Origin of the sequence: Fibrella aquatica (genome assembly GCF_041321135.1) — a bacterium.
GTDB classification, from domain to species: Bacteria; Bacteroidota; Bacteroidia; order Cytophagales; family Spirosomataceae; genus Fibrella; species Fibrella aquatica.
On sequence record NZ_JBGGWF010000009.1, the window covers coordinates 196,879 to 215,849 of the forward strand.

Annotated in this window: 22 protein-coding genes; 9 read left to right on the forward strand and 13 right to left on the reverse strand. The window is 51.6% G+C overall.

Annotated elements, in window-relative coordinates:
• From ACAW87_RS19415 to ACAW87_RS19450, 8 genes are all read right to left on the reverse strand, one after another.
• Positions 1 to 204, reverse strand: coding sequence for a hypothetical protein (locus ACAW87_RS19415; protein ID WP_370725292.1), 204 nt, complete (start codon positions 202 to 204; stop codon positions 1 to 3).
• Positions 188 to 427, reverse strand: coding sequence for a hypothetical protein (locus ACAW87_RS19420; protein WP_370725293.1), 240 nt, complete (start codon positions 425 to 427; stop codon positions 188 to 190). Before ACAW87_RS19420 ends, ACAW87_RS19415 begins: the two co-directional genes overlap by 17 nt.
• A gap of 45 nt (positions 428 to 472) precedes the next feature.
• Positions 473 to 1,096 (reverse strand): class I SAM-dependent methyltransferase, encoded by a 624-nt coding sequence (locus tag ACAW87_RS19425; RefSeq protein ID WP_370725294.1) that lies wholly within the window; start codon positions 1,094 to 1,096, stop codon positions 473 to 475.
• 119 nt (positions 1,097 to 1,215) lie between these two features.
• A complete protein-coding gene (locus ACAW87_RS19430) occupies positions 1,216 to 1,410 on the reverse strand; it encodes a YgaP family membrane protein (protein WP_370725295.1) in 195 nt (64 codons plus the stop codon).
• Between the two features lie 135 nt (positions 1,411 to 1,545).
• On the reverse strand, positions 1,546 to 1,932 hold the full coding sequence (locus ACAW87_RS19435) for a DUF983 domain-containing protein (protein WP_370725296.1): 387 nt from the start codon (positions 1,930 to 1,932) through the stop codon (positions 1,546 to 1,548).
• A gap of 27 nt (positions 1,933 to 1,959) precedes the next feature.
• The gene (locus tag ACAW87_RS19440) at positions 1,960 to 3,378 is read right to left on the reverse strand and encodes an MBL fold metallo-hydrolase (RefSeq protein ID WP_370725297.1); all 1,419 of its coding nucleotides are present in this window, start codon (positions 3,376 to 3,378) and stop codon (positions 1,960 to 1,962) included.
• Positions 3,379 to 3,400: 22 nt separating this feature from the next.
• Positions 3,401 to 4,204, reverse strand: coding sequence for a sulfite exporter TauE/SafE family protein (locus ACAW87_RS19445; protein WP_370725298.1), 804 nt, complete (start codon positions 4,202 to 4,204; stop codon positions 3,401 to 3,403).
• A gap of 74 nt (positions 4,205 to 4,278) precedes the next feature.
• A complete protein-coding gene (locus ACAW87_RS19450; protein WP_370725299.1) occupies positions 4,279 to 4,917 on the reverse strand; it encodes a Crp/Fnr family transcriptional regulator in 639 nt (212 codons plus the stop codon).
• Between the two features lie 205 nt (positions 4,918 to 5,122).
• Between ACAW87_RS19450 and ACAW87_RS19455 the strand changes: the two genes are divergently transcribed.
• Together ACAW87_RS19455 and ACAW87_RS19460 are read left to right on the forward strand one after the other, a co-directional pair.
• Complete coding sequence (locus tag ACAW87_RS19455; protein WP_370725300.1) at positions 5,123 to 5,599, forward strand: c-type cytochrome; 477 nt, start codon at positions 5,123 to 5,125, stop codon at positions 5,597 to 5,599.
• A 340-nt stretch (positions 5,600 to 5,939) separates the two neighbouring features.
• Positions 5,940 to 7,034, forward strand: a complete 1,095-nt coding sequence (locus tag ACAW87_RS19460; RefSeq protein WP_370725301.1) for an ROK family protein — start codon at positions 5,940 to 5,942, stop codon at positions 7,032 to 7,034.
• Positions 7,035 to 7,057: 23 nt separating this feature from the next.
• On the opposite strand, the gene ACAW87_RS19465 is transcribed toward ACAW87_RS19460, so the two are convergent.
• From ACAW87_RS19465 to egtB, 3 genes are all read right to left on the reverse strand, one after another.
• Positions 7,058 to 8,083, reverse strand: coding sequence for an SDR family NAD(P)-dependent oxidoreductase (locus ACAW87_RS19465; RefSeq protein ID WP_370725302.1), 1,026 nt, complete (start codon positions 8,081 to 8,083; stop codon positions 7,058 to 7,060).
• Between the two features lie 69 nt (positions 8,084 to 8,152).
• Complete coding sequence (gene egtD / locus ACAW87_RS19470; protein ID WP_370725303.1) at positions 8,153 to 9,148, reverse strand: L-histidine N(alpha)-methyltransferase; 996 nt, start codon at positions 9,146 to 9,148, stop codon at positions 8,153 to 8,155.
• 18 nt (positions 9,149 to 9,166) lie between these two features.
• Positions 9,167 to 10,345 carry an ergothioneine biosynthesis protein EgtB gene (gene egtB, locus ACAW87_RS19475; protein ID WP_370725304.1) on the reverse strand — a complete coding sequence of 393 codons (1,179 nt, stop codon included), beginning with the start codon at positions 10,343 to 10,345 and terminating at the stop codon, positions 9,167 to 9,169.
• A 219-nt stretch (positions 10,346 to 10,564) separates the two neighbouring features.
• On the opposite strand from egtB, the gene ACAW87_RS19480 reads away from it, so the two are divergent.
• From ACAW87_RS19480 to ACAW87_RS19500, 6 genes are all read left to right on the forward strand, one after another.
• Positions 10,565 to 11,050 carry a DUF4385 domain-containing protein gene (locus tag ACAW87_RS19480; protein WP_370725305.1) on the forward strand — a complete coding sequence of 162 codons (486 nt, stop codon included), beginning with the start codon at positions 10,565 to 10,567 and terminating at the stop codon, positions 11,048 to 11,050.
• A 218-nt stretch (positions 11,051 to 11,268) separates the two neighbouring features.
• The gene (locus ACAW87_RS19485) at positions 11,269 to 12,699 is read left to right on the forward strand and encodes an ATP-binding cassette domain-containing protein (protein WP_370725306.1); all 1,431 of its coding nucleotides are present in this window, start codon (positions 11,269 to 11,271) and stop codon (positions 12,697 to 12,699) included.
• Between the two features lie 275 nt (positions 12,700 to 12,974).
• Positions 12,975 to 13,856 (forward strand): bifunctional 5,10-methylenetetrahydrofolate dehydrogenase/5,10-methenyltetrahydrofolate cyclohydrolase, encoded by an 882-nt coding sequence (locus ACAW87_RS19490; protein ID WP_370725307.1) that lies wholly within the window; start codon positions 12,975 to 12,977, stop codon positions 13,854 to 13,856.
• Positions 13,857 to 14,034: 178 nt separating this feature from the next.
• The gene (locus ACAW87_RS25780; protein ID WP_502918435.1) at positions 14,035 to 14,349 is read left to right on the forward strand and encodes a RusA family crossover junction endodeoxyribonuclease; all 315 of its coding nucleotides are present in this window, start codon (positions 14,035 to 14,037) and stop codon (positions 14,347 to 14,349) included.
• A gap of 22 nt (positions 14,350 to 14,371) precedes the next feature.
• Positions 14,372 to 14,962, forward strand: coding sequence for a pPIWI-associating nuclease domain-containing protein (locus ACAW87_RS19495; RefSeq protein ID WP_370725308.1), 591 nt, complete (start codon positions 14,372 to 14,374; stop codon positions 14,960 to 14,962).
• A gap of 33 nt (positions 14,963 to 14,995) precedes the next feature.
• Positions 14,996 to 16,855 (forward strand): family 10 glycosylhydrolase, encoded by a 1,860-nt coding sequence (locus ACAW87_RS19500; RefSeq protein ID WP_370725309.1) that lies wholly within the window; start codon positions 14,996 to 14,998, stop codon positions 16,853 to 16,855.
• A 100-nt stretch (positions 16,856 to 16,955) separates the two neighbouring features.
• On the opposite strand, the gene ACAW87_RS19505 is transcribed toward ACAW87_RS19500, so the two are convergent.
• Positions 16,956 to 17,759: a PepSY-like domain-containing protein gene (locus tag ACAW87_RS19505; RefSeq protein WP_370725310.1), complete on the reverse strand. Its 804-nt coding sequence runs from the start codon at positions 17,757 to 17,759 to the stop codon at positions 16,956 to 16,958.
• A gap of 192 nt (positions 17,760 to 17,951) precedes the next feature.
• On the opposite strand from ACAW87_RS19505, the gene ACAW87_RS19510 reads away from it, so the two are divergent.
• Positions 17,952 to 18,644, forward strand: a complete 693-nt coding sequence (locus ACAW87_RS19510) for a GDSL-type esterase/lipase family protein (protein ID WP_370725311.1) — start codon at positions 17,952 to 17,954, stop codon at positions 18,642 to 18,644.
• A gap of 200 nt (positions 18,645 to 18,844) precedes the next feature.
• Here ACAW87_RS19510 and ACAW87_RS19515 read toward each other — a convergent pair whose 3' ends face one another.
• On the reverse strand, positions 18,845 to 18,970 hold the full coding sequence (locus tag ACAW87_RS19515; protein ID WP_370725312.1) for a hypothetical protein: 126 nt from the start codon (positions 18,968 to 18,970) through the stop codon (positions 18,845 to 18,847).
• Position 18,971: the final 1 nt, after the last annotated feature.

Consider the following 18,971-nt stretch of genomic DNA (forward strand, 5'->3'; position numbering starts at 1 on the left):
TTAAGAGCGATTTTTAAGAACAGTTGTTGATAATTGAACAAGGAGATCGGTAACCAGGAAACCCATTATACCACCCCAGACCGACATTGTTTGCCAGTGCGATTGAATGGGGCAATGGCCGGTAAGGCAACCCACTTCGCGCCAATAGACGTACCCGCCTGCCGCGCCAGCCATTGCGCCCAGCCAACTACCGTACTTCTTCATACTCAACATCGTCGACAGACTTGTTCGCTGTTTTTGTCGATGAGGGCACACTACAGCCAGCAGCTCCGCAACCGGTGTTGGTCATGGCCTGGAAAAGCAGCAGGCCACCTACCAGACTCAACAGGGGTTGATGATCGGTGAAGGCGCTCCAGATGATGCCAACACCCGCAATCAGGCGGACAACCCGCATAACGCCCCAGTTCTTAAGATCAATCGTGTTCATCGTAGTTGTTGTTTGAAAGGCGTGCAAACGCCATAGGCTGGATTATCAGGCGACTCTTTTTTTGAAGCTACAGAACACAAAATTCTGCGTTGTATTAAAAGGCGTTATGTGGTCTTCGGTAATACAACGCAGCTTATCAAAACCATTTTCCAGTTCAGTGCTCAGCGTTTCTTCTGTGTACTGTTTTATGGATAGACCACTGCATTTGGTGGGGCCGTTTTCAGAGAACGTACCTATGCTCATGAAGCCATCTACTGATTTTCGGGCGGTTTCCATATAAGTCGCTACCTGTTCGTCAGTGGTCAGAAAATGGAACGTTGCCCTATCGTGCCAAACGTCAAACGTAGTTGTCGGCTCAAATTCGGTCACGTCACTCACTACCCAATTAATGGTCTTTGCTTTATCGCCTAAGCGTTTTTTTGCTTTTTCAAGGGCTACGGCCGAAATATCCAGTACCGTTACATTCGTGTAGCCCTCTGTAAGTAACCAGTCGACAAGGGTACTGTCTCCACCACCTATGTCAATGATAGCAGCCGTTTTGTCCAGTTCAAATGAACGGATGAAATCTAACGATGTTTTCGGGACTTCCTGTGTCCAACTGACTTGATCAGGGCTTTTAGTCTCGTAAACGGTTTCCCAATGGGTTTTGATTGATTCGATGGATGACATGGCTTTGAGCTAGCTGTTTCAATGGTAAGGTTAATGACGGATACGTCTTGGTTTTCGTGTGTAACCCATTCACATTAAGGCAGTAAGGTTCAGGTTTGATTTGCGGTTAATTCCTGAACCTATCTAGTACGAATACCGAAAGGAAGGTACAGCGGGCAGGTGCTAACCAGGCTGGTGAGCAGAAAGATGCCGGCTACTGCCAGACTAACAATGCCCCAAACGCCCGATAGCGTACCGGTGGCATACAAGACGATCAGGACAATGGCAATGACAATCCGGAGCGTCCGGTCGATGGAACCCATATTCTTTTTCATGACAGTTTTTTTCTGACGAAGAAACAAGGTAGCACCCTGCTGGTCTGTGATAAAAATCACACAGTCAGATGATTATCAGTTTCTTACTCAGGTACGTCCCCAGTCCAGTATCCAACGTCTAGCAACCAGTGTCTCCTATCCAGCATTTGACTGGTGGGCTGGGTCGTAGCTGACGAAAAAGTTGATCCAGGTACGTCGGGCAAGGCGGAATAAGAAAGGCGTCAGAGCAATCAGCGCCGGTATGAGTCCAAACAGGTAGTACGTCATGTCGATGTCGAGGATGCCGATGAAGAGTGCAAACGTCGTGATGATAAACGCCACGTAGAAAGCGTAACTCACGTATAAAGCGCCCGTAAAGAAACCAGGCTCACTTTCGTAACGCAGCTTACAGTGGCTGCAGCGTTCGTGCATCTCGTCGAAATGTTTCAGGTCATATGCGCTTTTGCTGATGAAGAAATCACCCTGCTGACAACTGGGACATTTATTGAAGAGGATGCTGTAGAGCCTGGTTCCTTTTAACATGGTATTGAGCAGTTACTGAATGGATAATCAAGATTTAGCCAACGTGCTGGGGCATACGTAATCGGTTGTCTTGAATCGCCCGGTTGCTTTAATGGCGGCAAAACCACCGGCTACATCGATCACGTTATCATAACCGCGTGCTTTCAGAATAGAAGCGGCCATCATGGAGCGGTAACCGCCCGCGCAGTGAAGGTAGATGGTCTCGTCTTTCGGAAATTCGGCCATTTGTTCGCTGATGAAATCGAGCGGAATAGACTTAGCTCCATCGATGTGTTCGGCTGTAAATTCGCCGGGCTTGCGCACATCGATTACAGGTACGTTACCACCGTCGAGGAGGTTGGCGAGGGTATCCGCAGAGATCGACGTTACCCGGTCGACCTCTTTATCACTGGCTTCCCAGGCGCTGAAACCGCCCTGTAGGTAGCCCATCACCTGATCGTAGCCTACGCGGGCCAGCCGCGTAAGTGTTTCCTGCTCCTGACCGGGATCGCACACCAGCAGTAACTCCTGCCGAACGTCGGGAATGAGCGCACCCACCCAGGGGGCAAACTGACCACTGAGGCCAATATTGATCGAGTTAGGGATAAATCCGTTGGCAAACACCTGTGCAGCACGAACGTCGAGTACCAGCGCACCTGTTTCGTTGGCGGCCGCTTCAAAAGCGTCGGGCGACAGGGGCTGTGTTCCCCGGCTAAGTACCGTATCAATGCTTTCGTAGCCCTGCTTGTTCATCTGCACGTTTTGCGGGAAGTATTTCGGCGGTGCCAATAGTCCGTCGGTTACTTCATAAATGAACTCGTCGCGGGTCATGTTGGCGCGAAGGGCGTAGTTGAACAGTTTCTGGTTGCCGAGCGTGTCGGTAGTTTCCTTGCTCATGTTCTTGCCACAGGCCGACCCCGCGCCATGCGCTGGATACACGATCACGTCATTGGGCAAGGTCATAATTTTATTCCGTAGCGAATCGAACAGATGCCCAGCAAGGTCTGTCACGGTCAGGTCTGATTTCTGCGCCAGGTCGGGCCGTCCTACATCGCCGATAAACAGCGTATCGCCGCTGAACAGGGCTTTTTCTCCACCTGCTTCATCGATCAGTAAATAGCAGGTCGATTCCATAGTATGGCCGGGCGTGTGCAGCACTCTAATGGTCAGCTTGCCCAGGGTCAGCTCTTCCCCATCTTTCGCTATATGGGCGGCAAAACCCGTTTGTGCGTTTGGACCATACACAATAGTGGCTCCCGTTTTCTGGGCGAGGTCAACGTGACCGGAGACGAAATCGGCGTGGAAATGGGTTTCCAGCACGTATTTGATCGTGGCTCCGGCCCTTTCGGCCTGCTCAATATACGGTTTCACTTCGCGGAGTGGGTCAACAATGGCCACTTCGCCTTCGCTTTCAATGTAGTATGCTCCCTGCGCCAGGCAGCCAGTATAAATCTGCTCGATCTTCATGTGAAAAGAGTATTTTGATGTGTTAAAGAAGTGTTTCTTTCGCAATGATGTAGATGCCCATGACCAGGACGAAGTAGCCGAAAGCGACCTTTAATTTCTGGCTTGGAATAAAGCGGGCCAGGTACGTACCCACGAAAATGCCCGCGACCGAAAGGGCCGTGAATTCGAGCAGAAACGGCCAGTCGACGGCCATGTTGGACAGGTCGCCCACGAAGCCTGCCAGTGATTTCACCGCAATGATCAGCAGCGATGTTCCCACCGCCGTTTTCATGGGCAACCGGGCCAGCAATACTAGGGCAGGAATGATCAGGAAACCGCCGCCTGCACCCACAATGCCGGTTAACAGGCCAACCAGCATGCCTTCGAGCGCAATGAGTGGCAGGTTAAACTGAACGGCCCCGTCAGTTTGTTTGGCCTCAGCCTTCTTGTCGCGAATCATGCTGATCGATGCGGCCAGCATGATGAGGGCGAAGAAGACCATGATGGCTACGTTCTTACTCAGGCTGAAGGTATCGGTTGAAAAGACCGGGTCGGGAATGACGGGGACGATGAGTTTCCGGGTCAGGTAAACGGTGAGCAGCGACGGAATAGAGAAAACAACCGCTGCTTTGTAGTTGATTTGTTTCAGCCGCATGTAGTTGACCGACCCCACCAGGGAAGTGGTGCCAACCACAAATAAGGAATAGGCGGTAGAGAGCAAGGGGTTGATACCCAGTAGATAAACCAGAACGGGTAGTGTTAGAATACTGCCGCCGCCGCCAATTAACCCAAGACTGACACCGATGATGATAGAGGCACCAAAACCTGCTACATGCTGTAAGGTCATAATCACTTAAATTTTAAGCGAAATACGACCCTGCCACGCCCGACTTCCGTGACAATTGTTACAAAGGCGCGAAATCAGACCAGCATCGTGATTTTATTACGCATCAGCGTGAGGCGTCCGGCTTTTTCCAACTGTTTCAACAAGCGCGAAATGACCTCGCGTGACGTAGCCAGATCCTGCGCAATTTCTTCGTGCGTGATCGATAGCACGGTGCATTGGCAACTCTGCGTCTTCTTGTTCAGGTACGTTAGTAACCGCTCGTCGAGTTTGTGGAAAATCACCTCGTCGATGGTTGTGAGCAGGTTGTCGAAGCGTTTTTGGTAGGTCTGAAACACAAACTGTTTCCAGGTCGAATACTGGCACATCCAGCTATCGACTTTGGCAACGGGTACGGCAATCAGTTCGGTTTCTTCTTCTACCACGGCGATGATCTCGCTCTGCTTGCTACCCATGCAACAGGTGAGTGACATGGCGCAGGCATCCATGCCACCGAGGTAGTATAGCAAGGCTTCGCGCCCTTCCTGATCGGGCCGCATGATCTTGACCGAGCCACGCAGAATGATGGGTACGGAACGGATAAATTCGCCAGGTCTGATAAGGTACGCTCCAACCGGTGCTACTTTATGCTGACCCACCTCAGCTAATTCCTGAAGCAGGGCATATTCAAATTGACCCTTAAGGGCCTCCTGTAAAAAATCAACCGTAAGTTTCATGTCTGTATATACGCTTTCAAGCTACATTTTGTGCCATAACGCAGAAAGGCCACATCGAGTGTCGACTGACGGGCAGGAACGGTAAGAGGTAAAGCTGGACAATGGCACCCCTTTTGCCTGACAAAAGTCAGGTTATTGAAGAACGTGTATCCCTACATTTGTTCGATGTATTGATCGCTCACTTACGTATTATCTGATTCCTCTTATGCTTGATTCTGCCCAACTCCGCACAATGCTTATGGTCCTGTTTGGACTGGCCGCAACCGTGGCGCTAATGTTCGTAATCATGATTTTACTAGCCTGGCATATGCCCGGCGAAGGGCAGCCGGTTGCGCAGGCTGGTCAGATGGCCGGTGGCGGCGGTGCTCCGGTGGCAGCGGCTAAAGTGCTCTCTGCTGATGCCCTTGCCGGAAAAGAAATTTTTGCCGGAAACTGTGCTTCCTGCCACAGCGCGGGTGCCGATAAATTGCTGGGTCCAGGGCTGGCGGGTATCCGTCAGCGTGCCCCAGGAGAGGCATGGTTGCAGAAATGGATTCGCAACTCGTCGGCTGTTATTGCCAGCGGTGACGCCTACGCCGTGAAGATTTTCAACGATAACGGTAAAATTCAGATGACCTCGTTTACGTCACTAACCGACCTGCAAATCAAGCAAGTACTCGACTACGTGGATTCGGAAAACTAGTTACTGGCGCCATTCACCCTGCCAACGCATCAGGGTGAATGGCGCCAGATAAGTAACTGACTGATAAAGCATGGTTTTGTGCAGTATGGTGTTATTATGACCAATAGCGATAGTTAATTCGCTTGTTGCTACCGATCACTAATTCCCAACTTCCAGATAAACCATTCAACCTAACTTGACATCAGCTAGCGCCAAACCGGCTGAAACCAGAGTGAATTGCTTTATGTACGATCTCCCTACTGTCTCTGTCATTGATAAAAAAAAGAATAGGTTAAAGCGATACATTATTTCGGAGCTATACCGATCTGAGTCACGAACCATTGCCCAACTTGCCCGTGTCATGCACAGTAGTGTACCGTCGGTCACGGCCCTGATCGATGAGTTAATGACTACAAAATGGATTCGAAGCATTGGAACGGGCGTGGCGCAGATGGGTCGAAAGCCTTCTTTATATGCCTTAAAACCAAGGTGCTATGTTACGGTTGTGGTCGACATCACTGTTCATGATACCAAACTGCTTGTGTTCGATTTGACTAATCAGGTGGTACTTCGAATGGATCTGGTACTGCATCTTGGCGATTCCTCTTCGTTTGTCTGTGATTTGCGGGAACCGTTGCAGCAACTGGCCCAAAAACTGAATGCGCTGGAGTTCATGGTCATTGGTATCGGCGCTACCATGCCGGGGCTGGTTAACCCGGAACTGGGCTTCAACTTCACGCATCCCGAACTGAATCAGCCGGGGCAATCGCTCAGTGCCCTCTTCGAGTCGCTGTTCGATGCGCCGACTTTCTTTATCAACGACACCAAAGCCATCATTTTTGGCGAAAGCAAATTCGGGCTCTCGCAGGACAAAAAACATGTGCTTTCTATCAACATCGACTGGGGCATTGGGCTTGCCGTAATGATCAATGGCGAAATTTTGCAGGGAACTGCGGGCTTTGCCGGTGAATTAGGGCACATTCAGATCAAAACCGATGGTGAACTGTGTACCTGCGGAAAAGTAGGCTGTCTGGACACATTGACCTCAGCGTCGTCGCTGATTCGCCGTGCCCGACTTGGTTTGGCACAGGGACAACCGTCTATGCTGGCCGACGAGGGATCAGATGCGGTGACGATTGAACGAATCATCGAGAAGGCCAATGCCGGTGATGCGTTTTGTATTGACCTGTTGCGCAACGCCGGTAGTGAATTAGGTCGCGGACTGGCCATTGCCGTTCATTTGTTCAACCCCGAACTGATTATTGTAAATGGTGTACTGGCTAAAGCAGCCGACGCCATCACATCGCCTATCAAGCAGGCGTTGATTCGTCATTGCCTGCCCGATTACCAAAGCAACTTAACCATCGAACTATCACAGCTTGGCGAGATGGCGAAGCTTTACGGCACCCACGCCTATGTGCTGCAAAGCCTCCTTGACCACGAACAAATACCCTGACTCAACAGAATAGGCCCCAAAAGTTAAGGGGTCAACTCATTGTTGTGTTTGGCAGCCTCTTCGGTGAGGGTCGTCAATGCATTTTGCGACAAGGCTGTTTCTACCTCTTTGCCTTCTTTACGAGTGCTGTCGCGACCAGCCGAAGATGGATCGGGAAGCATATTGTTGATAAAGGCAAGCGTGTCGGTTACGAGACCCGGAAATAGTCCATGAACGGCGCCGGCAAACTTGGCCGGTAACGATACAATTCGTTCAGCGTCACCGTAGCGAGTGGCCTCGATAATATCTGAGGCTACTTTCTCGGCGCTTACCGATAGACCGGGTAACGAATCGCCGATCTTAAACCAGGCATATTCTTTTTCGTGTTGCCCCCGTATCTGTGCCTGTCGCGGGCTACCTGTACGAATCAGACCGGGGCAAATGGTGGTCACGTATATATTATCGCGGGCAATTTCGGCCCGGAGGCCTTCTGAGTAACCAACCAGCGCAAATTTACTGGCCGAATAAGGCAACAGATGCGGAATGGAAACCTTGCCACCAAATGAGGCCACATTCACGATCCGACCTTCTTTTCGCCGTTGCATATCGGGCAAAACGGCGTTGATGGCGTGGTAAGCAGCCCAGAAGTTGGTGTTCATCGCTTCATGAAAATCATCGTCGGTGGTGTTGGCATATGGCCCGGCCATAATCACGCCCGCATTATTTACTAACACATCGACTGGACCAAGTTGTTGATTGACGGCTTCGAAAAACCCGTTTAGTTGGTCTTTGTTCGTTAGGTCGCATTGATGCGCATACACTTCATTGCCGTAGGCACGTAGCTCGGCAGCGGCAATATCGAGGGCTTCCTGCGTTCGGGCACAGATACCTATCCGAGCTCCTTCACGCGCCAGTTGTCGGGCCAGTACAAGCCCCAGCCCACGTGAACCACCGGTAATTACGACCACTTTATTCCGAAAATCGATCTTCTGATTACGGCGTTGCAAGGCACGGATAGCGACAACGGCTCCCACACCAGCTATACTCCAGAGCAATGTATTCCTGGCCATAAACTAAGCTGTTTTTATAAGGAAACAACCGTAGGCAGGTAAGGGCGCGCGAAGTGATGGAGTGGCCCGTTAATTCTTTGTGTACACGACATCGGCGAAGTAATGGCGGCAGTCGGTAAACCAGTGGGTCTGCGTGAATCCGGTTTGGTTGGCCAGTTCATCGATCTGTAATCGGGTGAATTTCCGGGAAATTTCGGTATGAACAATTTCGCCGTAATCGAATGAAATCGTCAGGTCTAACGCCGCGATAGTAACCGTCTGCTTTGTCTGGCTCACCAGATAGCTTCGGGCTTCTCCACTTTCAGGGTCGTAAAGCTCATAGTGATCAAAGGTCGCCAGATTAAAGGTTGCATCGAGTTCGCGGTTGATGCGGCGGAGCAGGTTCAGGTTGAACGCTTTAGTTAAGCCCTGACGGTCGTTGTAGGCGGCGTGAATCACGGCGGGGTGCTTTTGCAGGTCGAAACCTGTCAGCAGCAGATCGCCGGGCCTGAGAGAAGCCGACAGTTGGGCATAAAAAGCCAGCGCGTCGTCGGGCGTGAAATTGCCAATGTTCGAACCCAGAAAAAGTACCACTTTGCGCGGTTCATTAGCAGAATCGTAGGTCCGTTGCGCAATGCGGGCCAGCGCGTCGGTGTAGTCGCCGTGTTGCGGGGTTACGCTGAGCGAAGGTAGTTTTTGGGTCAGATCATCGGTCAGTTCATCCAGCGCCGTTTCCGAAATATCGACCGGCGAGTAGGTGAATTGAGCGTTTTGTTCTACAAAGTGGGAAAGTAAAACCTTCGTTTTTAGCCCGTCGCCCGCGCCAAGTTCAATGAGGTCAAAGGAGCGATTGTCGGCCGAAAACATGCTGAGCCACTGCTCTTTATAATTGTCGATGATCTCGTATTCGCTACGGGTGAGGTAGTACTCGGGCAGATGCATGATTTCGCTGAACAGCCGGCTGCCTTCAGCGTCGTAAAAAAAACGCGACGAAAGGCGCTTGGGCTGTTGGGTCAGTCCCGTACGTACCTCGTCGGCCAGCGCCGTGCTTATTAGGTACGTTGTTTCGGTATGGTCTGTAAGCATGTTGTTGTAAGAGATTGACTATGCATTCACCAGCCGGATCCCAGTGTATTGCCACTGTTTGTCGGGCTGGAAGAAGTTACGATACGTGGGTCTTGATGAGTTGGGCGGTGTGGCTACTGAAGCACCCCGCAAGACCATTTGTCCGCTCATGAATTTGCCGTTGTACTCACCTACAGCTCCCGGCACGGTTTTAAAACCGGGGTAGGGGAGATAGGCTGATGAAGTCCATTCCCATCGTTTTCCCCAGTTCAGGTTACCTCGTAACGCGGCTGTTTCCCATTCAAATTCGGTAGGCAGACGTGTTCCCCGCCAGCGGGCATACGCATCGGCTTCGTAGAAATTGACGTGACAAACCGGCGCGTCCGGGTCGATGGGTTCCAGACCGGCGAAGGTGTAGTTGTGCCATCGGCCGTCTAGTTTATGCCAGTAGAGTGGTGCTTCGGCTTTGGTAGCGTTCACCCACGCCCATCCGTCGGAGAGCCAATGCTGAAATTGACTATAGCCACCGGCTTCTATAAAGGCCACATATTCGGCGTTGGTAACCAGGTTGCCCGCCAGCGTTGTCTCGTTCAGGTAAACCTTGTGGACCCCCAGTTCATTGTCGAAGCTAAATCCACTTCCTTGATAGCCAATGGTATACACGCCTTCGTGAATAGTGATCGACGTACCTGGCTGTTCTGATTCATGCTCCGAAACGGGGATATCCAGTGCTGGAAACAGCGGGTTGTGACCGAGCGTGTATTTGATGTCGGTAATCAGCAATTCCTGATGCTGTTTCTCATGCTCCAGACCCAGTACAAGCAATGACTCCAACTCGGTAGCCAATTCGTTTTCGGTCAGAAAACGATTCATCTGCTCATCAACGTAGTCGCGGTAGCGATAGACTTCGGCCACGGTTGGTCGGCTTAAATTTCCTCGCATAGTGCGCAGTGTTCGTCGACCAACGGTTTCGTAATAACTATTGAAAACGTAGTTAAACTGATTGTTGAACACCTGGTAGTCAGGCACGTTCGGGATTAACACGAACGTTTCCCAGAACCAGGTTGTGTGCCCCAGATGCCATTTTGGCGGGCTGGCGTCGACCATGGGCTGCACCACAAAATCTTCGGTTTCGAGGCCCGCACACAGCCGCACCGACTGGTCACGTACCTGATGAAATGCGTCGGCCAATGCCGTAGTTACTGACTGTAAATGCATAGAATCGATAAAGTGAGCTGGTTGGGCTTTCTGATGGAATAGTCTATTTGTTGACTCGATAAGTCGATAGACTAACCGACTATACAGCAAACCAGTTAAGCCGGGTTATGGTGTCGATACATCGAAAAAATAATAGTGAGTGGACCGCAAACACAGATCGCCCAACTGTTGAGTACTGGCAAGGTTATGCGTTGACAGTGTTAGTTCAAACGTCAGACTATGCCAACTCCTAAGCCCGATTATTACGGTATCGACTTCCGAAAAGAGCCTGAAAAGTACCGGGTCAGTGTGGGCGAGATGGGGGTTCTTACTGCTATGCCGTACAAGGCTGAGATATTGCCATTTTGGCGGTTCAAAGACCCTGATATAGCCCGCGAATCGTCGGAGAAGATTTACCAGCTGTTTCTGGACTACAAGGCCGATAACGATTTCATTGGGATGGATATGGCCCGCAAATTCCTGCAAATGGGCTATACCCGCTCCCGTCGCTACGCCAATCATAAAGGCGGTAAGAAGTACGACGGTCCGGTGCCTGACGACAAAAAAGGGCAGTCGGGCGCGCACGGTCGGGCGCAATTGCCGCGTAGTGAGGAAGACCCTGTCAAGGCCGAATCAGCCCGAATTTTCTATGCCAAGTACCTCGAAGCCCGCGAAGACCCGGAGTATAAGCGTCAAAAGAAAGAATGGCAGGAAAGGTATGGGTGAGGGTGACGAAGTTTGCTAGCGCGAGTATTTACTCGTGTCTTTTATATCACAAGCATTTGCTTGCACAGCGCGAATGCGCAATACAGTAGAGACAGGTAAGTGATAGGCTTACTTATTTTCACTACCGCATTGCGCTTTCGCGCTGTGCAAGCGAATGCTTGCGATATAGAAGACACGAGCACATGCTCGCGCCAGTTTCGCACTTACTCCCTTCTCCGATGCTCATCCAACTCGTTGACGCTACCTTCCGCAATCCGACAAACACAACGTACCCACCCATAAACTGGACGCTGGAAGCTGATCAGCACTGGGCCATTATGGGGCCATCGGGGTCGGGGAAAAGCCTGTTGCTGGATGCCCTGGCCGGACGGATAACCTTGCTTGCCGGGAAATTGCTGCACCCGGTTGGTCCGCTCAAAACCACGGTCGAACTGGTAGCACGCGACTATTCGTTCGACTGGCGCATTGCCAGTGCGGCGCAGTTTTATCAGCAACGCTACAACACCCAAACCGTTGATACGGCCCCGACCGTGCGCGATGTGTTGCAAGGTCAGGTACGTCCCACTGGCACGATCGATCTGGCTTCGGCCCCTGTGCCACCGCCAGCTTACACCGATGAGTGGCTGGCCGACATTGCCGCCCAACTGAACATAACGTACCTGCTCGACCGGCGGTTAACGTCGCTTTCTAATGGCGAAACTCGCCGGACGTTGCTGGTCCGCTCATTGCTAGAACGCCCGCGCGTCTTGCTGCTCGACAACCCGTTTGTCGGCCTAGACACCGACAGTCGCGTCCAGCTTCACGCCATTATAGACCGGGTTGCACAATCAGGAGTAGCGCTGGTGATGGTAGTCGATGAGCGCGACGTACCGGACTGCGTTACCAACCGGCTCACGCTAATCGGTACACTCAAGTCAGACGAATCGACCATCCAACTACAACCCGCTTCAACAAGCCCCCAGCCTTCGTTCACTCATGCTGTCAGGATGCGAAACGTGACTATTCGGTATGGTGATAAGACGGTGTTACACGGCATTAACTGGACAGTGCGGCGGGGCGAAAAATGGGCGTTGCTGGGTGCGAATGGCTCTGGGAAAAGTACGTTGCTGAGCCTCATCACCGCCGATAATCCGCAGGCGTACGCCAACGATTTCGACCTCTTCGACCGAAAGCGCGGCACCGGCGAAAGCATCTGGTCGATCAAAGCGAAGATCGGTTTCGTTTCGCCTGAACTGCACCTGTACTTTCCCCGCCAGATAAAGGTGTACGATGTGGTGGCGTCTGGCCTGTTCGACACGATGGGCCTGTTCCGTAAGCTGACGCCCGAACAACGTACCCGCATTGAAGATCAACTCCGGCAGCTTGGCCTCGATCAGCTACGCGATCAGCCCTTATCGGCCTTGTCGGTGGGACAGCAACGGTGGGTGTTGCTGGCCCGTGCGCTGATCAAAAATCCACCGCTGCTTGTGCTCGATGAGCCTACGCAGGGACTTGATGCAACCCAAACTAGTCAGTTCCGCCAACTGGTCGAACAAATCTGCACGGTCAACCCCGATCAGACACTGATCTACGTAACGCATTACACCGACGAGTTGCCAAATTCGATCACAAATACGCTGAGGCTCGCTGACGGACGTATAGTGGTATAACCTGACGTGGTTAGTGTATAGCTGTATTTGTAAGTAATGCATTTCTTCGCGTGCGGGGCTGACGCATGGCCCTTCGACAGGCTCAGGGTGACAATCCACCCAAGAATGTAAATGACAAACTTGAGTGGGATTGTCACCCTGAGCCCGTCGAAGGGCCATGCGTCAGCCCCGCACGCGAAGCAGTCATGTCTATAGCCAATCCATAACTGGCGTTAACCTATTGTTTGCGCTGATTCTTTGCGACCTTTGCGGCTTCAACCGGCACACAACATTCCATGATTCTTTTAGACGGTAAACTCCTTTCTGCACAGATCAAGCAGGAAATCGCGGCTGATGTCGCCAAGATCAAGGCCGAAGGCGGCAAGATTCCACACCTCGTCGCTATTCTCGTCGGAACGGCCGGCCGGTCGGAGACCTACGTGGCTAGCAAAATGAAAAGCTGCGAGGAAGTTGGTATGCACTCCACGCTGATCCGGTTCGACGATGACGTGACTGAAGCTGAACTGCTTGCTGCTGTAGAAAGCGTGAACAATAATCCCGATATGGATGGCCTGATTGTGCAGTTGCCGTTGCCAAAACAGGTAAATACCGACACCGTAATGGAGGCGATCGACCCAGCTAAAGATGTCGATGGCTTTCATCCAACCAACGTGGGGCGCATGACAAAAGGCTTACCTGCCTACATTTCAGCCACACCGCAGGGCATTCTGGAGATGCTGAAACGCTACGATATTCCAACGAGCGGCAAGCATTGCGTGGTGGTGGGTCGTAGTCAGATTGTGGGCCTGCCCATGAGCATTCTGATGCAGCGTAACGGCTATCCCGGTAACTGCACCGTAACGCTAACGCATTCGAAAACGCAGAACCTCGCTGAGATCTGCCGCACCGCCGATATCCTGATCGCCGCCCTCGGTAAGCCCGAATTCGTCACCGCCGATATGGTAAAAGACGGTGCCGTAGTGATCGACGTTGGTTTGGAACGCGTTCCTGATGCCAGCAAGAAAAGTGGTTTTGCCCTGAAAGGTGACGTTAAATTCGACGAAGTAGCGCCCAAAACAAGCTACATCACCCCCGTCCCCGGCGGCGTAGGCCTGATGACGATCTGCTCCCTGATGCAAAACACCGTCAAGGCCGCCCGGCGCGAAGTGTACGGGTAAGTAATTTAAACGAGAGCTATCTCGCTCGCAAATAGATATGTACAGTTTCATCCTTGTCCGGAAGCCTAAATCGCATAATAGCTGGCAGAAAGATAGCACTCCGGGAAAGCGTTATAAAGCAGCACTAACTGAAGCATTAGTAGCTTCATGCCCTAACTATGAGAGTAGTACACAAGATATGTATGGACTTGTATACCACTTTTACACCAAATACGAGGGATTCGATGCTGATAACCTAAGCAAGCCTATTTGGGATTGCCTTTGTAATGAGTTATACAAAGATGACCGACAGGTAAAACTACGTGTAGCGGGAAGTTTTAACTTGCGAGATGCGTCGTATGATCTTAAGTCACTCAATTTCACTAGTTTATCTGGTGATCTAATTACCACCTTACTTGAGGCTTTTGAGACGGAGAGCCATATATTGTACATTGAATGTGGTGTATTTGATTCCGACATGATACGGTTAAACTTGGCAGAAAATGCAAATTAGACCACAATACCTACAGCGCTACATGCATGATATTGCTGTGGAACAGTTAATGTCTGATTATCAGGCTAAAGGATATCAAGTTGCCAAAGAGGAAAAGATTGGCAACTATAGAGCTGACCTTGTGGCTAGGAAAGCGGATGAGGTGGTTGTCTTTGAAGTGAAAGTCGGAAAGATGACTCCTCAAAAGCGAGCACAAATTGCTGGACTAGGGGACTATGTCAAAGCACAAAAAAACTACAAATTTCTAGTTGTTGTAGCCACTCCTCCCAAGCCAAAGAAGATAGATATTCCCAACTTGGACGAAATTCTGTATAACTACTTAGTCAACGATTTCCCTGACGAGCTTGACTCTCTTTCTACCCGTACCCGGATAGAAAATGTAGTTGACTCTACTGTTGATGAGTTAGCCATACTTGAAGAAGGTGGATTTATGGCCAAAGGAAACGGGACTGTGGAAGTTGAACTTCAATACGGTCTAACTAGCGATGCATCTTTGAGCGATGATAGCTTCCCGTTTACATTCGAGATTAAACTTAAGCAGAACGAACAAAACGAATTGGTTCTTGATGAGGTCGTTCAACTGCATGTCGACACATCCTCGTGGGACGAGTAACATTTCATTGAATCTGCTACCTGTCCTACGCGTATGGCAATACCTTTTCGTAAAGTTGCTTTCTTCTATCTGTTCGTCTTACTGCTGATTGCTGTGCTCGTTACGCCGCTTTCAGTGGCGCAGACACCGCCGAAGCGGGAGTTTCGGGGTGCCTGGATCGCAACGGTTTCGAACATCGACTGGCCATCGCGGCCGGGGCTTACTGCCGATCAGCAGCGGGCAGAATTTGTCAATATCTTGAATCAGCATCAGCAGGCCGGGCTCAACGCGGTGGTGGTGCAGGTACGTAGTGTGTGCGACGCCATGTACCCAAGTGCGCTCGAACCCTGGGCTGAGGTTTTGTCGGGGAGACAGGGCCAATCGCCGGGTTATGATCCGCTGGCATTCATGCTGGCCGAATGCCGGAAACGGGGTATGGAGTTTCACGCCTGGTTTAACCCGTATCGGGCTGTGTCGAATGCCCAAACCGCCCAACTCGACCCCAATCACGTGGTTCGTAAACACCCGGAGTGGCTCCTGGCACAGGGTACGTTACGAGTACTGAACCCCGGCTTGTCTGCCGTGCGCAACTACGTCACGAGCGTAATCATGGATGTAGTTCGCCGCTACGACATCGACGGGGTTCATTTCGACGACTACTTCTACCCGTACCCACCCGCTTCCGGCCCATCGTTCAACGATGATTCAACCTACAACGCCCTGAACCGGGGTATACCAAACCGGGCCAACTGGCGGCGCGATAACGTCAATCTGTTTGTGAAGCAAGTATCGGATAGCATCCGGGCGGCCAAACCCTGGGTTAAATTTGGCATCTCGCCGTTTGGTATCTGGCAGAACAAAACAACGGCGCAATCGCTCGGGTCGGCTACCAATGGCCTTCAGAGTTACTCCGATATTTATGCCGACACGCGGCTATGGGTACAGTCGGGCTGGCTCGATTATGTGGCGCCGCAACTCTACTGGAACATCGGGCTGGCAGCGGCTAATTACGACGTGCTGATTCCGTGGTGGTCAGCGGTGGTGCAGGGCAGTCCGGCAACGGCGGGGATTAACCGGCATCTGTACATTGGGCAGGCGGCGTATAGGGTGGGGGTGGCCACTGAAAACGCCACCTGGAATCTGGCGGGGCATATGCCGGCGCAACTTCGGCTCAACCGCCGGACGGTAGGCGTGCAGGGCAGCATCTTCTACAACACCACAACGCTGAACCGCAATCCGTTGGGTTTGCGCGATAGCCTTCAGACATTGGCTTTCTATGGCCGTCCGGCCCTACAGCCTGCTATGCCCTGGAAGTCAGGTACGTTGCCAGCGGCACCAACACAACTGACTGCCCAACGCATCGGCAATACCGTTCAACTGCGCTGGCAAAAACCGACAACCGGCTCTGGCGAGCTGGAGCGCGTGCGGCAATACGTGATCTATCGCTTCAACGACGGACAGGCGGCCTCTACTGAAGATGCTACGGCCATTCGGGCGATTACGGTCAACGATACTACTGCTTTCACCGACACTAACGTACCTGCAGGCCAACTGGTACGCTACTTCGTGACGGCCCTGACCCGGCTTCATGCCGAAAGCCCCGCCACCAATCTGGTTACCGCCGACCCACTGCTGGCTACCGAGCCAATTGTGAGTGGCCTTGACTTGCGTCTGTCACCCAATCCAGTATCGAACCGGGTTCGGATTGAGTACGATTTGCCCACCGCGAGCCTGGTAACGCTCTCGATCCGCGAGGGGGCGGGCCGGGTAGTGACACAATTGCCTGAACAACAACAGGAGGCCGGTTCGTACAGTATTTTCTATAATACGAATGCGTTGCCCAACGGTGTATACTACGTAGTGATTCAGGCCGATGGCCAACGCGCAGTAAAGCGTTTACTGGTAGGGCGTTAGAGTCTAAAGTTCAAAGTCCAATGTTCAAAGTCGCGCTGCTGCGTTTAAATGAGGTTGATTAGCAGCGAAACTTTGAACATTGGACTTTGAATTTTTAACTCTACCTCCTTCCTTTCTTAACCTGAACGAACGTACCGTCGGCGGCGAAGCTTAGTTCGGCGATCTGACCGTTGCTCTGCTGAATAATCACCTTGAACTGGCCCGTTGTGTTTTTACCCGCCACTTTAATCGTCGATCCGGCGTAGTTGGTGGTGATGTAGGTCGTAATGGCAGCGGGCAGGGCGGTGGTGGCCACTACGCTGTAGTTCCCTTTTAGGCCCCGCACAATTTCCTGCGCAAAGGTGCCGTCGATGTTGAACAGGAGCGCTTTGCGCTGGTCATTCAGTGTGATCATCACAATGAAGCCCCGCGTAGCATCTTTGGTGGCGACGTTGATTGTGGCACCAGCATAATTGGCCGTGATGTAGCTGGTGATAGCGGCTGGCAGATCGGCAATGGCAACCTGATTCAGGCTATCGCGACCACGTCCCGGACCGCCTTTCCCATGACCCGGCCTATCACGCAGGGCTAACTCTTTGTTGAAGGTGCCGTCGGCGTTGAAGAGCAGTGTTTTGCGTTCGGTGTTCTGCGTAATGGCTACCAGGAAGTTCCCCGCGTCATCTTTAGCGGCGTAGTTTACCGTGGCACCTGCGTACGACGCGCTGATTGCCGCAGTCACGGCGGCGGGTAATTCGGCGACGGTGATTTTGGTGACGGCGCTGCGGCAATGGAATCCGGTGGTGTCTCCCGTTAAGCGGGCCGATGAGAGTGTGGTGTCATCTTCAGGCGTAACTTGCTGTGCATTGTTACAACCCCACAGGGTTAAGCCAACCAGGGCAACGAAGAAGAAATAAGTCGTTTTCATGTGCTATACGATATTGTTTGTAGTCTCGATTACTACGGTTTAGCACCGGACGTTGCACTTATTTTTATAAATTTTTAAAGCATACTAACCTAGCATGTTTACGCGTTATCTTCAATTTTGTGAGTAATTAAACGCAGGAGAATTACGTTTATCCTCTACTCCACACGTCGGTGAGCAGTTATGTCTTCCTTTATGAGAACTAGGATTCTGATCTTTTTTGCGTTACTCTTTAACGCAGCGGTGGCCATTGCCCAACCGGCGATGCTGTCTGAAAAGCGGCTGACTGTGTTGACTTTTGGCGATAGTAACGGCACGTATTCCTACAGTTGGCCTGAGCAACTCAAACTTGCCTTGCCGAATGCCGAAGTCCACAATATCAGCAAATCGGGGCGCACTATTGGCTTCGTCAACAACGGCGACAGTACGCTGAATTCGCTCATGATGATTGATCAAAACCTGAAGAAAGCTGCCGAACTGACCGGGCGTCAGCCTTACGATTTCGTTGTGATCGAGCTGGGTACCAACGATGGAAAAGCCGTTTTTGCTGATCGTCAGTCAGACGTACCTGCTAACTTGGGGCGGCTAATCGAGCGGATAAAACGATGCCCGTATGACGTCATTCGCAAGGCGAAAATTATTCTTATCTCGCCCCCGCCTTACGGTAAAAAAGCGGAAGCTACGTCGAAATATGCGGGCGGTAATGAGCGGGTAAAATCGATGTCGAAAGCATTTAAAAAGGTAGCGCGTCGGCACAATTGCCTGTTCGTCAACGGCTACAAAACGCCCGGCCTCGACGTAGAGACAATGACTGCCGATGGCCTGCATCTGGACGCTACGGCATCCAGAAAACTGATCGAACCTGTGGTGGCGTTGATGGTGAAGTAAGCTGGCTTTGATGGTAAACTGCTGATTTATTATATCGAAGCTGCCTCAGCCCGGATCGTTTTGTCATTCCGACGCCAGGAGGAATCTTGAGTATAGACCTCTCAATTTGTCAGGGAACGCGCAAGATTCCTCCTGGCGTCGGAATGACAAAATGATCCGGGTTGAAGCATACTGTAGTATTTGAACGGTAACAGATAAGCTCACCAAAAGCCCGCAAACAAGCTGGCCAGAAAACCAGATACATTCCAGCGATTAGCCTGTTTGCGTTTAGCCAGTTCCCGCCTCTTGCGGGCCAGTTCGTTTTGTTTTTCCTGTAAATCAATCATG

Coding starts and splice junctions, on each gene's coding strand:
- ACAW87_RS19455 (WP_370725300.1), top strand. CDS start 5,123: ATGCTTGATTCTGCCCAACTCCGCACAATGCTTATGGTCCTGTTTGGA.
- ACAW87_RS19490 (WP_370725307.1), top strand. CDS start 12,975: ATGATTCTTTTAGACGGTAAACTCCTTTCTGCACAGATCAAGCAGGAA.
- ACAW87_RS19430 (WP_370725295.1), bottom strand. CDS start 1,410: ATGAAAAAGAATATGGGTTCCATCGACCGGACGCTCCGGATTGTCATT.
- ACAW87_RS19480 (WP_370725305.1), top strand. CDS start 10,565: ATGCCAACTCCTAAGCCCGATTATTACGGTATCGACTTCCGAAAAGAG.
- ACAW87_RS19445 (WP_370725298.1), bottom strand. CDS start 4,204: ATGACCTTACAGCATGTAGCAGGTTTTGGTGCCTCTATCATCATCGGT.
- ACAW87_RS19510 (WP_370725311.1), top strand. CDS start 17,952: ATGAGAACTAGGATTCTGATCTTTTTTGCGTTACTCTTTAACGCAGCG.
- ACAW87_RS19425 (WP_370725294.1), bottom strand. CDS start 1,096: ATGTCATCCATCGAATCAATCAAAACCCATTGGGAAACCGTTTACGAG.
- ACAW87_RS19465 (WP_370725302.1), bottom strand. CDS start 8,083: ATGGCCAGGAATACATTGCTCTGGAGTATAGCTGGTGTGGGAGCCGTT.
- ACAW87_RS19515 (WP_370725312.1), bottom strand. CDS start 18,970: ATGATTGATTTACAGGAAAAACAAAACGAACTGGCCCGCAAGAGGCGG.
- ACAW87_RS25780 (WP_502918435.1), top strand. CDS start 14,035: ATGTATGGACTTGTATACCACTTTTACACCAAATACGAGGGATTCGAT.
- ACAW87_RS19460 (WP_370725301.1), top strand. CDS start 5,940: ATGCACAGTAGTGTACCGTCGGTCACGGCCCTGATCGATGAGTTAATG.
- ACAW87_RS19500 (WP_370725309.1), top strand. CDS start 14,996: ATGGCAATACCTTTTCGTAAAGTTGCTTTCTTCTATCTGTTCGTCTTA.
- ACAW87_RS19440 (WP_370725297.1), bottom strand. CDS start 3,378: ATGAAGATCGAGCAGATTTATACTGGCTGCCTGGCGCAGGGAGCATAC.
- ACAW87_RS19505 (WP_370725310.1), bottom strand. CDS start 17,759: ATGAAAACGACTTATTTCTTCTTCGTTGCCCTGGTTGGCTTAACCCTG.
- ACAW87_RS19495 (WP_370725308.1), top strand. CDS start 14,372: ATGCATGATATTGCTGTGGAACAGTTAATGTCTGATTATCAGGCTAAA.
- ACAW87_RS19485 (WP_370725306.1), top strand. CDS start 11,269: ATGCTCATCCAACTCGTTGACGCTACCTTCCGCAATCCGACAAACACA.
- ACAW87_RS19450 (WP_370725299.1), bottom strand. CDS start 4,917: ATGAAACTTACGGTTGATTTTTTACAGGAGGCCCTTAAGGGTCAATTT.
- egtD (WP_370725303.1), bottom strand. CDS start 9,148: ATGCTTACAGACCATACCGAAACAACGTACCTAATAAGCACGGCGCTG.
- egtB (WP_370725304.1), bottom strand. CDS start 10,345: ATGCATTTACAGTCAGTAACTACGGCATTGGCCGACGCATTTCATCAG.
- ACAW87_RS19435 (WP_370725296.1), bottom strand. CDS start 1,932: ATGTTAAAAGGAACCAGGCTCTACAGCATCCTCTTCAATAAATGTCCC.
- ACAW87_RS19420 (WP_370725293.1), bottom strand. CDS start 427: ATGAACACGATTGATCTTAAGAACTGGGGCGTTATGCGGGTTGTCCGC.
- ACAW87_RS19415 (WP_370725292.1), bottom strand. CDS start 204: ATGAAGAAGTACGGTAGTTGGCTGGGCGCAATGGCTGGCGCGGCAGGC.